General features: G+C 47.8%; 14 protein-coding genes. 9 read left to right on the forward strand and 5 right to left on the reverse strand.

Going from position 1 to position 14,227, the window contains the following annotated elements; genetic code table 11:
• The first annotated feature begins 208 nt into the window (after positions 1 to 208).
• The 4 genes from clpP (at position 209) to yihA (ending at position 5,191) form a co-directional block, all read left to right on the forward strand.
• Positions 209 to 805 carry an ATP-dependent Clp endopeptidase proteolytic subunit ClpP gene (clpP, locus tag ACHAL6_RS11500; protein WP_207598744.1) on the forward strand — a complete coding sequence of 199 codons (597 nt, stop codon included), beginning with the start codon at positions 209 to 211 and terminating at the stop codon, positions 803 to 805.
• A 162-nt stretch (positions 806 to 967) separates the two neighbouring features.
• Positions 968 to 2,215, forward strand: coding sequence for an ATP-dependent Clp protease ATP-binding subunit ClpX (clpX, locus tag ACHAL6_RS11505; protein WP_395270817.1), 1,248 nt, complete (start codon positions 968 to 970; stop codon positions 2,213 to 2,215).
• Between the two features lie 51 nt (positions 2,216 to 2,266).
• Positions 2,267 to 4,588 carry an endopeptidase La gene (gene lon / locus ACHAL6_RS11510; RefSeq protein WP_395270818.1) on the forward strand — a complete coding sequence of 774 codons (2,322 nt, stop codon included), beginning with the start codon at positions 2,267 to 2,269 and terminating at the stop codon, positions 4,586 to 4,588.
• A gap of 6 nt (positions 4,589 to 4,594) precedes the next feature.
• The gene (gene yihA / locus ACHAL6_RS11515) at positions 4,595 to 5,191 is read left to right on the forward strand and encodes a ribosome biogenesis GTP-binding protein YihA/YsxC (protein ID WP_395270829.1); all 597 of its coding nucleotides are present in this window, start codon (positions 4,595 to 4,597) and stop codon (positions 5,189 to 5,191) included.
• A 209-nt stretch (positions 5,192 to 5,400) separates the two neighbouring features.
• Here the strand turns inward: yihA and ACHAL6_RS11520 are convergent, their stop codons facing one another.
• Positions 5,401 to 5,820 (reverse strand): Fur family transcriptional regulator, encoded by a 420-nt coding sequence (locus tag ACHAL6_RS11520; protein WP_395270819.1) that lies wholly within the window; start codon positions 5,818 to 5,820, stop codon positions 5,401 to 5,403.
• Between the two features lie 75 nt (positions 5,821 to 5,895).
• Positions 5,896 to 7,143, reverse strand: coding sequence for an MFS transporter (locus ACHAL6_RS11525; protein ID WP_395270820.1), 1,248 nt, complete (start codon positions 7,141 to 7,143; stop codon positions 5,896 to 5,898).
• 222 nt (positions 7,144 to 7,365) lie between these two features.
• Here ACHAL6_RS11525 and ACHAL6_RS11530 point away from each other — a divergent pair, with 222 nt between their 5' ends.
• From ACHAL6_RS11530 to ACHAL6_RS11550, 5 genes are read left to right on the forward strand one after another with little or no spacing between them, the layout of a single operon-like run.
• Positions 7,366 to 7,980 carry a TetR/AcrR family transcriptional regulator gene (locus ACHAL6_RS11530; RefSeq protein WP_395270821.1) on the forward strand — a complete coding sequence of 205 codons (615 nt, stop codon included), beginning with the start codon at positions 7,366 to 7,368 and terminating at the stop codon, positions 7,978 to 7,980.
• A 13-nt stretch (positions 7,981 to 7,993) separates the two neighbouring features.
• Positions 7,994 to 8,848 (forward strand): ABC transporter ATP-binding protein, encoded by an 855-nt coding sequence (locus tag ACHAL6_RS11535; RefSeq protein WP_395270822.1) that lies wholly within the window; start codon positions 7,994 to 7,996, stop codon positions 8,846 to 8,848.
• On the forward strand, positions 8,849 to 9,883 hold the full coding sequence (locus ACHAL6_RS11540; RefSeq protein ID WP_395270823.1) for an ABC transporter permease: 1,035 nt from the start codon (positions 8,849 to 8,851) through the stop codon (positions 9,881 to 9,883).
• A 13-nt stretch (positions 9,884 to 9,896) separates the two neighbouring features.
• On the forward strand, positions 9,897 to 10,898 hold the full coding sequence (locus ACHAL6_RS11545; protein ID WP_395270824.1) for an ABC transporter permease: 1,002 nt from the start codon (positions 9,897 to 9,899) through the stop codon (positions 10,896 to 10,898).
• A gap of 28 nt (positions 10,899 to 10,926) precedes the next feature.
• A complete protein-coding gene (locus ACHAL6_RS11550; protein ID WP_395270825.1) occupies positions 10,927 to 11,133 on the forward strand; it encodes a hypothetical protein in 207 nt (68 codons plus the stop codon).
• Positions 11,134 to 11,233: 100 nt separating this feature from the next.
• Here the strand turns inward: ACHAL6_RS11550 and ACHAL6_RS11555 are convergent, their stop codons facing one another.
• From ACHAL6_RS11555 to ACHAL6_RS11565, 3 genes are all read right to left on the reverse strand, one after another.
• Positions 11,234 to 11,722, reverse strand: coding sequence for a QueT transporter family protein (locus ACHAL6_RS11555; RefSeq protein ID WP_395270826.1), 489 nt, complete (start codon positions 11,720 to 11,722; stop codon positions 11,234 to 11,236).
• Positions 11,723 to 11,850: 128 nt separating this feature from the next.
• Positions 11,851 to 13,332 carry a nicotinate phosphoribosyltransferase gene (locus ACHAL6_RS11560; RefSeq protein ID WP_395270827.1) on the reverse strand — a complete coding sequence of 494 codons (1,482 nt, stop codon included), beginning with the start codon at positions 13,330 to 13,332 and terminating at the stop codon, positions 11,851 to 11,853.
• Between the two features lie 99 nt (positions 13,333 to 13,431).
• A complete protein-coding gene (locus ACHAL6_RS11565) occupies positions 13,432 to 14,160 on the reverse strand; it encodes a phosphatase PAP2 family protein (protein WP_395270828.1) in 729 nt (242 codons plus the stop codon).
• Between the last annotated feature and the right edge of the window lie 67 nt (positions 14,161 to 14,227).

The raw sequence follows: 14,227 nt of genomic DNA on the forward strand, positions 1-14,227 counted from the left end.
ATTGCCAGAGACATGGTTTCTCTGGCAATATTTCTATCTTTAGGATTCAGGTATTTGATTTTCTTTCACTTTGGTGTAAAATGATAGTAACATGCAAGCAATTAAATTGTTTAAAATTAATTAATGGATTCTTTAAGTAGAATTTAATTTAATCTAGGTATACTGATATACATGAATGAAGAAAATGAATCGTTATGGAGGTAAGAAAATGAGTTTAGTACCAATGGTAGTAGAACAGACCAATAGAGGAGAAAGATCCTATGATATCTTCTCCAGACTTTTAAAAGACAGAATCATCATGCTTTCAGGAGAAATCAATGACGTCACGGCAAATCTTGTAGTGGCACAGCTGCTTTTTCTGGAAAGTGAAGACCCGGACAAGGATATCTATATCTATATCAACAGCCCGGGTGGAAGCATCACTTCCGGTATGGCCATCTTCGACACAATGAACTACATCAAGCCTGATGTGGCAACCATCTGTGTAGGTATGGCGGCATCCATGGGTGCGTTCCTTCTGACTGCAGGAACAAAGGGGAAGAGATTTGCCCTTCCAAACAGTGAGATCATGATCCATCAGCCCCTGGGCGGATATCAGGGTCAGGCTACGGATATCGAAATCCATGCAAGAAGAATCCTCCAGATCAAGGAAAAGATGAATAGAATCATGTCCGAAAGAACAGGACAGGATATCGAAGTAATCGCTAGAGATGTGGAAAGAGACAACTTCATGGGTGCAGAGCAGGCTATTTCCTATGGTCTAATCGACAGCATCCTTGAAAAGCATGAAGTAAATAAAGCATAGAGGTTTACCCTTTCTAGTGGTAAAATAGGGTAGAACACCCGAATCAAGACGCCCATGGAGTTAGTAGATGACGAGGACGAGGAAATGGGAACTTCCGGCAGCAAGTGCCGGAAACTGCATCGCTTAAGGCGGCAGGTGTTCAACTAAAAGAGGTGAATAATAATGGCAAAATTTGAAGATAAGAATCTACTGAAGTGTTCCTTCTGCGGAAAGAGTCAGGACCAGGTCAAGAGACTCATCGCAGGACCGGGCGTATATATCTGTGACGAATGCATCGAGCTCTGCTCGGAAATCGTTGCAGAGGAACTCACAGAAAAGAGTGAGCAGGACTTTACAAAACTGCCAAAGCCCCAGGAAATCAAGGCGCATCTGGACCAGTATGTCATTGGTCAGGAATCCGCAAAGAAATCCCTGTCGGTGGCGGTATACAATCATTACAAGAGAATCAACTATCCGAAGAAAAGCGACGTGGAGCTATCCAAGTCCAACATTCTTCTTCTTGGACCTACAGGTTCAGGTAAGACCCTTCTTGCTCAGACTCTGGCAAGATTTCTGGAAGTGCCATTTGCCATCGCAGATGCCACAACACTGACAGAGGCCGGATATGTGGGAGAAGATGTGGAGAACATTCTTCTGAAGCTGATCCAGAACGCCGACTACGACGTGGAAAAAGCGGAAAGAGGAATTGTATACATCGATGAGATCGACAAGATCGCAAGAAAGTCTGAAAATCCATCCATCACCCGTGATGTATCGGGTGAAGGTGTGCAGCAGGCGCTTCTTAAGATTCTGGAAGGCACTGTGGCTTCCGTTCCGCCTCAAGGTGGAAGAAAGCATCCTCATCAGGAACTCCTTCAGATCAATACCACCAATATCCTCTTTATCGTAGGGGGAGCATTCGATGGTGTGGACAAGATCATCGAGAAGAGAACACAGAAATCTTCCATCGGATTCGGAGCAGACATCCAGTCCAAGCATGAGAAGAACATCGGACAGCTTCTGGAGAATATTCTTCCAGGAGACCTGCTGAAGTTCGGTCTCATTCCGGAATTCGTGGGAAGAGTGCCCATCGTGGTCACGCTGAACAGTCTGGACAAGCAGGCGCTGGTCGAGATTCTGAAGACACCGAAGAATTCACTGGTGAAGCAGTACAAGAAGCTCTTCGAAATGGATCATGTGGAGCTGGAGTTCACGGAAGATTCGCTGCTCTCCATTGCGGAAGAAGCGATCAAGAGAAATACAGGAGCAAGAGGACTGCGCTCGATACTGGAGGACATCATGAAGGAAGTCATGTTTGATGTGCCTTCGGATGAAACCATCGAGAAAGTCATCATTCATGGAGATACCATAAAGACGAAGTCTCCGGAAATCCTATATCGTAAAGCACTGAAAGACGAAGAAACAGCATAACTGGATGGACAGACCGAAAGGTTTGTCCATTTTCGAGAGAGAGGTAATTTTATGGCGAGAAAGAGAAGAACTCTTCCCATGATTCCTTTAAGAGGAATCACCATATTTCCATATATGGTCCTGCACTTCGATGTAGGTAGAGAGAAATCCATTGCTGCACTGGATGAAGCAATGCTGAAGGACCAGGAGATTTTTCTGGTGCCGCAGAAAGAAAGCAAAGTGGAAGAGCCTGGAAAAGAAGATCTTCTGGAAATCGGAACGCTCTGTGTCATCAGACAGCTTCTGAAGCTTCCGGGAAACACAGTAAGAGTTCTTGTGGAAGGGATCTCCAGAGGGAAAGTCACATCCATCAAGGAAGACCCGCACTACAAGGCGACCATATCCATCATTGATGAAGAAGCGGAGAAAGAAGTGAACGTGGAATGCGAAGCGCTGGTCAGAAGCGTCAAGGACACACTGCAGGCGTATGTGCGTCACACAGGCTATATGCCTCAGGAAGCGCTCCTTTCACTGGATGACATAGAAGATCCGGGTCGTTTCGGAGACACTGTGGCATCGTATCTGATGCTGAAGCCGGAGGACAAGCAGGACCTGTTAGTGACGCTGAATGTCAAGGAAAGACTGGAAAAGCTTCTTGTGATCATCAACAAGGAACTGGAAATCGCGAAAATCGAGAAGAAGATCGGCACCAAGGTCAAGAGCAACATCGACAAGGTGCAGAAGGAATACTATCTCCGAGAGCAGCTGAAAGCCATTCAGGATGAGCTGGGTGAGTATGATGAAGACGCCAAGGAGTTCTTCTCCTATCAGGAAAAGATCAAGAAGGCCAAGATGCCAAAAGAAGCCAAGGAGAAAGCCCTCTATGAGCTGGACCGTCTCCGAAACAGCGGAAGCTACAGTGCGGAAGGCGGCATCATAAGAACCTACCTGGACTGGCTCATCGATCTCCCATGGAACAAGGAAACCAAAGACAATCTGGATATCATCAAAGCCAGAGAAATTCTGGAAGCGGACCATTACGGCCTGAAGGATGTGAAGGACAGAATCATCGAGTATCTGGCTGTGAAGAACACATCCAAGACCATGAAGGGGCCCATTATCTGTCTGGTAGGACCTCCAGGAGTCGGTAAGACCTCCATCGCCAAGTCCGTGGCCAGAGCCGTGAACAGAAACTTCGTCAGAATGTCACTGGGTGGCGTGCGTGATGAAGCGGAAATCAGAGGACACAGAAGAACCTATGTGGGCAGTATTCCAGGTAGAATCATCTACGGCATGAGACAGGCCAAGACAAGAAATCCGCTGTTTCTGCTGGATGAGATCGACAAGATGGCCAATGACTTCAGGGGAGACCCTGCAGATGCCCTTCTGGAAGTGCTGGATGCGGAGCAGAACTCCACATTCAGAGACCATTATCTGGAAGTGGAAATGGACCTCTCCAAGGTCATGTTCATCACCACAGCCAATACCCTGGACACCATTCCAAGACCGCTTCTGGACAGAATGGAAGTCATTGAGATCAACGGCTACACCTACGAAGAGAAGCTGAACATCGCAAAGAAGCATCTGATTCCCAAGGTTCTGAAGGAGCATAATCTCAAGGAAGACCAGCTGGTAATCTCGGACAATGCCATCAAACTGATTATTGAAGGATATACTGTGGAGTCCGGCGTTCGTAATCTGGAAAGAACCATCGCCTCCCTCACCAGAAAATCCGTAGCCTATATGCTGGAAAAGAAGAAGGACTCCGTGAATCTCAACACCCAGATGGTGGAGAAATTCCTGGGTCATCCGAAATTCATGTATGACCGTGCGGAGAAGGAAGACCGTGTGGGCGTGGTCACTGGGCTTGCCTGGACCATGTTCGGCGGAGATATTCTGCCCATTGAGGTTTCCGTCATGGACGGAACCGGCAAGCTCGAGCTTACCGGACAGCTGGGTGATGTGATGAAGGAATCGGCCAAGGCCGCCTACTCCTATATTCGAGCGCACAGTGAAGAACTGGGCGTGAAGAGCAAATTCTACAAGGATCAGGATATCCATGTGCACGTACCGGAAGGTGCAGTGCCCAAGGATGGACCTTCTGCCGGTGTCACCATGACCACAGCGCTGGTTTCCGCCCTCACCGGCAGAAAAGCAAGACACAATGTGGCCATGACAGGTGAGATCACCCTAACGGGAAGAGTTCTGCCCATCGGTGGTCTGAAAGAGAAATCTCTTGCTGCAGCAAGGGCAGGTATCGACACCATCATCATTCCGGAAAAGAACAAGTTCGATATGGAGAAACTGCCGCAGTCGATTTTATCGAAACTCACCTTCATTCCGGTGAAGGAAGTTAATGAAGTACTGGAGAAAGCACTTTTGGAGGTGGAATAAGCAATGATCAAAATCAAAACCGCGGATTTCATCACATCAGCAGTGAGGAAAAACCAGTATCCTGAAACAGGGCATCCGGAGGTGGCTTTTGTAGGACGTTCCAACGTCGGAAAGTCCACCATCATCAATGCCATCACCAACAGAAGAAAGCTTGCGAAAGTATCCAATACACCGGGTCGTACAAGACTTGTGAACTTCTTTCTCATCAACGAAGCAGCCATGCTGGTGGATCTTCCAGGCTACGGCTATGCGAAAATCTCGAAAACCGAAAAGGCCGCCTGGGGGAAGATCATTGAAGATTACATCAACAGCAGTCCGCACCTGAAAAGGTTCGTGCTTCTGGTGGATTCAAGACATAAGCCCACAGCCGATGACATCGCCATGATGGAGTATTTCCGTTATTATGAAAAAGATGTGGTCGTCATCGGAACGAAGCTGGATAAGCTGAAGAGAAACGACATCAGGAAAAGTGAAAAGCTCATCCGGGAAACACTGGAACTGACAGAAAAGGATCAGCTGATTCTCTATTCCTCCACTTCGAAGGAAAACCTTCAGGCCGTCATCGACCTGGTATTCAGGGATATTCTTCCGGAAGATGAATAGAAGCAGCAGGAAAACCGCATAATGGGAGTGTAATAAATAACTCCATTCCATTACAGGGAAAAGCACCATTGCGTGAGAAGACGCAGCGGTGCTTTTTTCCGTTCTCCATTCTTTCGGATCGATGATTCTCATGCACAAAAAAAGAAGCGCAGTGTCCTCGTAGGAGGATGCTGCGCTTCGGTCTTGATCAGGTCTGTTTCCTGAGAGGATCAGGAGCTTTTTCCCTGACAGTCCGTGCAGGTTCCATAGAAATAGAGCTTACTGGACTCGATGACGAAGTTCTGATTTTTTGATACCGCTTCCATGACCATATGGGTGGGAACATGCATCATATCGAAAACAACATTGCAGTGATTGCACTGAAAATGCGCATGCTCTTGCATGACGGCATCATAGCGGAAGTTGCCTTCTCCCAGATTGAGTTCCTGTACCAGGTCCACCTTGCAGAGGGTCTTCAGTGATTTGTACACCGTGGCCAGACTCATGGTCGGAAATTTTTCAATAAGTGCGGAATAAATGAGTTCTGCGGAGGGGTGTTCTCTGGTTCCCAGAAGGTATTCATAGACAGCAATCCTCTGTGGAGTCAGTTTTAATCCTTTGTTTTTGAAGGTTTTCGTTATGCTGTGCAATTTTACTCTCCTTTATGGGTCCTATTCTATAAAAATAATATCACAATGATTGATGGAATACAAAGGAATCCTGGATCAGGATGGTTTTCTTCTGGTTCCAAGAAATCGCATCAGAAATACGAAGCTGCCCAGAAGTCTCAGGGAAGAGGAGACGAAAAGGGCACCCTGGATGCTCAGCACTTCCTGAATGTAGGTTCCCACCAGTGGTGCCACAGCTAAAGTGACACTGGTGAGTGTGGCATGGACCGCTACACTCATGGTGCGGTATTCATCGGGGCTGGCAGCCAGAAGGCTGCCCAGAACCACTACGATGGTACCTGCTGTGAAGAATCCTGTTACAGGCTGCATGAAGGTCAGGGTCACAAGATTCTCCGACAGGATATAGAGAATCGGTGTGAGACCCATGCCCAAGGTTGCAAGGGCGATGGCCAGTTTGTAGTCGAATTTCTTGATGATCTTTTTCCACTGGGTGAAACTTATGACCATGAAGATGCTGGATAGCACATTGATGAGGGTCAGCCACATTTCATCTGCTCCGAGATATTTGATCTGGTAGACATTGAAGAGGGGCCATCCCATCTGCCATCCGAAATGAAACAGGAGGGAACAGGCGAGAAAGCTCACGTATTCCTTATGGGAGAAGACCGCCCGAAGACTCTCTTTCAGCTTCGGAACCGTTCTCGTCTTCTCTTCCTCTTCCGTGACCAGAGGCTCCATCTTGTACATGAAGTTGATTTCCTTCAAGCCGATGAGAAAGGAAAGAACGATGAAGATCTGATACATGATGATGACGGTCCTGTTCACCGAGGAGAGAGAAAGGATGAAGCCCACCAGAATGGATACGGTGATCTGTGAGATCTGAGACATCTGATTCCTGATGGAAAGGGCATCAGCTCGCTCATGGGGACTGAAGATGTCACCGGTGTAATCCTGAAGTGAAGTGGCGGATATGGATTCCGGAAAGTTCATGAGTCCATAGATGAGAACGAAGACCATGGGCTGCATCTCCTTCGGGAGAAAAGGAACTGCTGCGAGCAGCAGCGGCATGAGTCTTGAAATATAGAAAAAAGCGCCCAGGGTCTTTCTTTTTGATTTCCCTTTCTGGATCATGAGAATCCCTGGAATGGTGGTGAAGATCGCCACAAATCCTGGCAGGGCATTGAAGAGGCTGAAGTGGATGTCCTCCCCGCCAAGTCGGTCCAGAAACTTGATGGCATAGCTCTTGGAGAGCACTGTGACCATGGTGAACAGGATTCCGTTGATGGCATAATATTTAATGTTCTGACTGTTTCCAAAGAGCATGTGCTCCAGCTTCTTGTGCATATCCTTTACTCCTGTATCCTTTGTAGTTTCGCTTTGTCTGATGTATTTTACTCTTTTTCGGAGAGAAGGTCCATAGTTTACCTGCCTTTTTCATGAAATCTTTTCTTTTCTTTTTCTGTACGAATACAGTGCGAAGGGTTGACAAAGGAATCCATGGAGGAATATAATATGACCAAGGAGTCATATGACTATCAGGTCACATGAAAGGAGGCGTGAAGGCAAATGCCAAAACAGACATTTTTCAATCTGCCGGAAGAGAAGAAGAAACGGATTCTGGATGAAGCCGTGGCAGAGTTTAAAGACTATGACTTCGATGTGGCAAGCATCAATCGTATTGTGGAGAAAAGCGGAATCTCCAAAGGGAGTTTCTACCAGTACTTCAAGGACAAGGAGGACCTTTATCTTCATATCATGTCCATCATCGGAGAGAAGAAGATCCAGTATCTTACACCATCCATGATGAACTTTGCGGAAGTGAATTTCTATGATGCGCTACGGGAGATGTATCGTGCGGGCATCGAATTCGCGCTGGAGAATCCGGACTATGCTGAAATCGGAAACCGCATGATGAAGGACACCAGCGGGATTCTTTCAAAAATACGAGACACCTTCACCCCTAAAGGAGATGACATGTTCATAGCGCTCCTCAAAAAGGGTCAGGAGAGCGGGGACATCAGGCAGGATCTGGATCTCAGGCTGGTTGCGAAGATTATGATCAGCATGCAGATCAGTGTGGTGGAGTACTATTTCGAAAAACATCAGGACGAGGGCTATTCCATGAAGATCATGGAGGAGCTGGATAAATTCTTTGATCTCATCAGAAACGGCATCAGCTAAGGGGGAAGGTAAAATGATAAAAGTGGACAATCTCAATTATTCCTATACGAAAGACAAGAACTACGCACTGAAGAATGTGAGCTTTGAGGTGGAAGAAGGAGAGGTTTTCGGGTTTCTGGGCCCTTCCGGGGCAGGAAAGTCCACCACCCAGGGGATTCTCACAGGACTTCTTCCTATTCAGGAAGGCGCAGGACAGGTGGCGGGCTATGACCTAAGAAAGTTTGACCGTAAAGTATTCAACAGAATCGGTGTATCCTTCGAGCAGTCCAATGTATACGGAAAGCTCACTGCCCTGGAGAACCTGGAGTTCTACAGAAAACTCTTTGATGTGGAGACCATGGACCCTGAAGAGCTTCTGAAGCTTGTGGGCCTGGACCATGTGAAGAACAAGAAGGCAGGCACATTCTCCAAGGGGATGAAGCACAGGCTGACCTTTGCCAGAAGCATGATCAACATGCCGTCTTTATGGTTCCTGGATGAGCCCACCACAGGACTTGACCCTGCCATTGCCGGCAGCATCAAGGACATTGTGAAGGAGAAGAACAAGGAAGGGACCACAGTGTTTCTTACGACCCATAACATGTTCATCGCGGATGAGCTCTGCGACCGGGTAGGGTTCATTGTGGACGGGGAGCTGAAAGTCATCGATTCTCCAAGAAACCTCAAGCTGCAGTATGGAAAGAAAGTGGTCCAGGTGGAATATCTCAAGGGAAACAAGCTGGAAACAGCGCTCATCGACCTCTCCAATGAGGAAGAGAGACTTCTGCTCAATGAAATCGTGAACGACGGTCACATTGAAATGATGCATACGAAAGAGGCGACTCTTGAGGAGATCTTCATCAGGCTCACGGGTAGGGGGCTGGTATAAATGAAACTTCTACATACCTTTTTAAGAGACCTGAAGGTCTCCTACAGAACCTACTACATCTACATCGAGTTCATCATGGCGCTGGTCATCGTTGCGGTACTGGTCTTTGTGGTGCCGGAGAACGCCGATCCCACCTCGAAGCTTTTTCTCCATGTGGAGTCGGGCATAAACAGCGAGATGATTCTTGACTCCATGGAAAAGGACCAGAGTACGGAGATCACGCTGCTTGGTTCCAGAGAAGAAGTGGTTCTGGCCATGGAGAAGGACCGCAGCGCCCAGGGGGCTGTCATCAGTGAAACCTCGGAAGGCATGGGTTACGAAATCATCCTTCAGGGCTATGAGAGTGAAGAAATCAGAAACATGATGGAAAGCGTCCTTCTAGCCGGATTTAAGACCGAGCATCCGGAGTATACGGAAACCACCACGGTAAAAGTGCTGGAAGAGGATGCGGAAAGACTTTCTGACCGGACGAACTACATGCCGATTCTGCTCATGATGAATTCGGCGTTCATGGGGCTTTTCATCGTGGCTGCCTATGTGTTCATGGACAAGGAGGAAGGCACCATAAGAGCCCTCACTGTGACACCTGTAAGCATCAGAGACTATCTGCTTTCCAAGGTGGGGGTCATGCTCTTTACCGGGCTTCTGACAGGACTGATCACAACGGTCCTGGTGGTGGGGATGAAGGTGAACTACCTGCATCTGATTCTGGTGCTGGCCGCATCCAACTTCTTCGGTACGGCTCTGGGACTCTTCATCGCAAGTTTCTACGATTCCATCATCAAGTCCATGGGCGCGCTTTACATCATCATCATGATCATGGCCTTCGGGGGAATCTCCTACTTCATGCCGTCGTTTTCGCCGCTCATCATCAGAATCCTGCCGTCGTATCCTCTGCTCTTCGCCTTCAGAGAGGTATTTCTTGAAAGACCGGATACGGCATTCATCCTGACTACATCGGGACTCTTCATCCTGGCAGGTGCAGTATTTTTCATGGCGGCGGTACTCAGATACAAGAAGACACTGACAGTGTAAGGGGGGAAGAAGAATGCTTAAGAAAATATTGGCCATCATTGGCCGTGATACGAAGTCCGGCATGAGAGACTACATGATTCTTTATATCCTTGTGGTTCCCTTTCTCATCGCTATCATTCTCAATATGCTGACCAGTTCAGTGTCTCAGTCCATTCTGCGGTTCGCCGTGGACGATTCGTTGACGGGGGAGGAAATCTCCTATCTATCACAGTATGCCAAGGTGGAAGAGTTTCAGACGGAAGAGGCTCTTCTAGAAAGGGTGGAAGCACTGGACGATGTCTACGGCATCACCAGGAGCCAGGACGGATTTCAGGTGGTGACCCAGGGAAACGAGAAAGTGGAGATGCATGAAATTGCAGTGCTGCTTCTTGATTCACTGTCCAATGAAGACATCAAGGTTCCAGTAGCGCTCACTGTGTCGGATGTGGGATGGAAGCTTTCTCCCATCAAGCAGTATGGCGGAAGTCTCCTGGCGGTATTCATCTCCATTTTCGGTGGAATGATCATCCTCATCAATTTAGTGGAAGAAAAGCAGGAGAACACCCTGGCGGCCATGAATGTGGCGCCGGTGAAAAGAACGCAGTATGTGCTCGGAAAAGCGGCACTGGGCTTTCTCATTCCGCTGGTCCATGTCATCGGAATCCTTCTGATTCTCGACTACGGCAGCATCAACTACTTCATGGCGGCTCTTGTCACCGTGTCCATTGCACTCACTTCAGTGATCATCGGATTTACCATCGGCGTCAACAGCGACAACGTACTTGCTGCCATATCCGGCATGAAAATGGTGTTTCTGCCTGTGCTGGGATCCATATTCGGCGCCATCTACCTGAGAGAAGGTCTGCATTTTCTTCTGTACTGGTCTCCTTTCTACTGGGCGTTCATGGCCATGGATGAGATCATACTGAAGGAAGCCACCTGGGGAAGCATCCTGTTTAGCACGCTGATGATCATCCTCATTTCAGCAGTGGTGATGCTGGCCATGAGAAAGAAAATAAACAGAGGTCTGAAATAAACTACAACAATTTAAGGAGGTAATATTTATGGACGGACTGGCACTACTTGGACTCATACTCATTGTCTATGCGGCAGCGGTGATCTTCATCACGGTGAAGAAACCGGAACAGGTCTGGAACATGGCGAAAATCAAGATGTTCCGGAAGCTTCTGGGAGAAAAGGGAACGGAAATCTTTTTCTATCTCTTCGCGCTTGCAGCGGCGGGTTTCGGCATCTGGCTTCTTGTGAAGTAGAAGAGGCCACTTGGCAAACAATAAATATGGACGTAAAGAGACTCCTCTTCCATGCATGATGCATGGGAGAGGAGTCTCGCTCCATCCGATTCATTTTCTGTTAATTGAATGTGATGATCTCCACCAGTTTTCTGTCTCTCAGAATTCTCTTGAAGAGGAAGTATCCGATGAGGGTCACCACGACGAATTCTCCGAAGAACACCTGGGCTGCGGATAGAAGGAAAGGCAGATCCAGCATGTAGTAGAGAAGCAGTCCGATGATGATTCCATTGACCACAGCCGGCCACAGCGTGGCGACGAAAAGATTCTTCGTCTTTGAAATCAGAAGCAGTGCGATGAGCGTTGCCAGGGTGCCGAAGATCACATCCACAGGTCCCAGGGGGCTTCCAAGGTTCGCGATGAGGCATCCCAGCGTGAGACCGTAGATATATCTCTTGTCTATGAAGACCAGAAGCACCAGTATTTCAGCGATTCTGAACTGAACCCCCAGGTAGCTGAAGGGAAGCAGCATGGTCAGTGCGGCGTAGATGGCTGCGACGATGGACGACTTGACCAGAAATTCCACGTGATTTATGTTTTTCGTACTCAATTTTAAGTTCCTCCGTTTTTGATGATTCTTATTATAAATGATAAAACCTGACCAATTATATCACAGCTTTTCCCGAAATCAAAGGAACCTCCGGAAGTTTTTCTTCCGGAGGTTCCTTTGATTTCTCTTTAGTATTTGTCTTCGGCGTACATCTGTGACTGTTCGATGAGCAGATTCTGCCTGGTATCCCAGAGTTTCTGGGACAGATCCACGTAGTATCTGTGTGGATATTCCAGTCGAAGTGCTTCCGGCCACAGGTTCTCGATTTCCTTCTGTGAATAGGCTCTGATTTCAAGAACCGTAGGGCTCTTATATACGAGGGTGCCTTTGTCGAAGATCTGCTTCTGCAGTTCTCTAAGACTGTATTCCTTGAACGTTCTTCTCTTCCAGGTATAGGTGGGGTCGAAGATGGTCAGAGGCTGGCTTTCATCGATGACTTCATCATGCTCGCAGAGAAGGTCTGCTACAGCAAGACCTGACTTATTGGAAAAGACTCTGTAGATCTTCTTGAAGTGAGGCGTTGTGATCTTTTCCTGATTTTCACTGACCTTGATCTTCGGCGTGATCTTTCCGTCTCTTTCCACGGCCACCAGCTTGTACACGCCACCGAAAACCGGTTCGCTTCTAGCGGTGATGAGTCTTTCTCCCACACCGAATACGTCGATGGGCGCGCCCTGTGCCAGAACATCCCGGATGATATATTCATCCAGGGAATTGGAAACGATGATCTTCACATCTTCAAAACCTGCTTCGTCCAGCATTTTTCTTGACTGCTTGGTGAGGTAGGTGATGTCACCGGAATCGATCCGGATGGACTTGGGTCTGTTTCCGGTTGGAAGCACATACTCGTTGAAGACTTTGATGGCATTGGGGATACCGGACTTCAGCACGTTATAGGTATCCACAAGAAGCGAGCATTTGTCCGGATAGATTTTCGCCCATTTTCTGAAGGCTTCAAACTCAGAATCGAAGAGCTGAACCCAGCTGTGTGCCATGGTGCCCACGGCAGGCACATTGAACATGATTTCCGCCAGGGTGTTGGAGGAGGAAGTTGCTCCACCGACAATGGCAGCTCTGGTACCGTAAATGGCACCGTCATACCCCTGAGCTCTTCTGGAACCGAATTCCAGAACGTCTCGTCCTGCGGCGGCTCTTACGATTCTGTTGGCCTTGGTGGCAATCAGGGTCTGATGGTTCACCGTCAGAAGGACCATGGTCTCCACAAACTGCGCCTGTATGATGGGTCCTCTCACTGTGACCAGCGGCTCGTTGGGAAAGACCGGGGTGCCTTCAGGCACTGCCCAGACATCACATTCGAACCTGAAATTTTCAAGGTAACTGAGAAAGCGTTCACTGAAAGTGTTCTTGCTTCTCAGAAAATCAATATCATCTTTGGTGAAGGTGAGATTTTCCAGATACTCGATGAGCTGGTCCACACCAGCCATCACTGCAAAACCGCCTTCATCCGGTATTTTTCTGAAGTACATATCAAAGTAGGCAATGGTGTCATCCACACCATTTTCAAAATAGCCGTTGCCCATGGTAAGTTCATAGAAATCAGACAGCATTGTGAGATTTCTACCGTTCCTTACGTCTATCACGCGTTCCATATTATCACCGTTCCTAAAATTATTTGGTTGTCTGCTTTGTACTATTATACCAAATTACAAGAGTATTGCTATAGAACTTCAGTTTTCACGTCGAAGAGACTAGCTGAAGAGTCCAGAGACACCATCAAGAAGTTTTCTGAATCCTTTCGCGGGCATGAAGCCGCTGCGGGACTTCCACTGCATTCCTTCCAGAAGGATGATGCAGATCATAAGCCATGCAAGGCCTCCTGCCTGTCCAGCCACCACATCGCTGGGATAATGGGCGCTGAGATAGACTCTGGAAACTGCAACCAGTGAGGCAAGAAACATCAGTGCCACGGAAAGAAGGAGCTTGGCTTTCTTTTTCAGAGCGCTTCTCACCACAAGATAAGTGATGAACCCGTAAAGAATCATCGAACCCATGGCATGCCCGCTGGGAAAGCTGTATCCCACCGCATCGATGGCTTCATTGATGGAAGGTCGTTCGATTCTGAAAAATTCCTTCAGAAGCAATATGAGCAGTCCGCCTCCGCCCATGGCAATGAGGTAGAAAAGAATCCCCCATCGGTCTCTTCCCCTGAACCAGAGATAAAGCATGATCAGGAAGCTTACGATGGCTGTGAACCATACAGAACCCATTTCCGTGATGAGGGTCAGGGCATCCTGAAGGAATGGAGAAGAAAAATACATGAGAAAATGCACGATGGCATCATCTATGACCCGGATATTCTCATTGACGACGCTTTCCGAGATTTCCGAAAAAAGTGCAAGGGATGCGTAAATGATCCCGAAACCCAGGAAAAGAAGAAAAAAGGTGATGGCGACTTTTCTCACCCTGTCTTTGTTCATATCGGAGTCACTTCCTTTCATCTGCTGCAATCAGACTGTCTGCATCTGGTGGAGCTTTCTTTCCTTT

The sequence above is a fragment of the Proteiniclasticum sp. C24MP genome, from assembly GCF_043951855.1.
GTDB lineage: Bacteria > Bacillota > Clostridia > Clostridiales > Clostridiaceae > Proteiniclasticum.

Excerpts from the sequence above, each read along its gene's own strand:
- lon (WP_395270818.1), top strand. The coding sequence starts at position 2,267 with ATGGCGAGAAAGAGAAGAACTCTTCCCATGATTCCTTTAAGAGGAATC.
- ACHAL6_RS11540 (WP_395270823.1), top strand. The coding sequence starts at position 8,849 with ATGAAACTTCTACATACCTTTTTAAGAGACCTGAAGGTCTCCTACAGA.
- ACHAL6_RS11550 (WP_395270825.1), top strand. The coding sequence starts at position 10,927 with ATGGACGGACTGGCACTACTTGGACTCATACTCATTGTCTATGCGGCA.
- ACHAL6_RS11535 (WP_395270822.1), top strand. The coding sequence starts at position 7,994 with ATGATAAAAGTGGACAATCTCAATTATTCCTATACGAAAGACAAGAAC.
- ACHAL6_RS11545 (WP_395270824.1), top strand. The coding sequence starts at position 9,897 with ATGCTTAAGAAAATATTGGCCATCATTGGCCGTGATACGAAGTCCGGC.
- ACHAL6_RS11560 (WP_395270827.1), bottom strand. The coding sequence starts at position 13,332 with ATGGAACGCGTGATAGACGTAAGGAACGGTAGAAATCTCACAATGCTG.
- ACHAL6_RS11525 (WP_395270820.1), bottom strand. The coding sequence starts at position 7,143 with ATGCACAAGAAGCTGGAGCACATGCTCTTTGGAAACAGTCAGAACATT.
- clpX (WP_395270817.1), top strand. The coding sequence starts at position 968 with ATGGCAAAATTTGAAGATAAGAATCTACTGAAGTGTTCCTTCTGCGGA.
- ACHAL6_RS11530 (WP_395270821.1), top strand. The coding sequence starts at position 7,366 with ATGCCAAAACAGACATTTTTCAATCTGCCGGAAGAGAAGAAGAAACGG.
- clpP (WP_207598744.1), top strand. The coding sequence starts at position 209 with ATGAGTTTAGTACCAATGGTAGTAGAACAGACCAATAGAGGAGAAAGA.
- ACHAL6_RS11565 (WP_395270828.1), bottom strand. The coding sequence starts at position 14,160 with ATGAACAAAGACAGGGTGAGAAAAGTCGCCATCACCTTTTTTCTTCTT.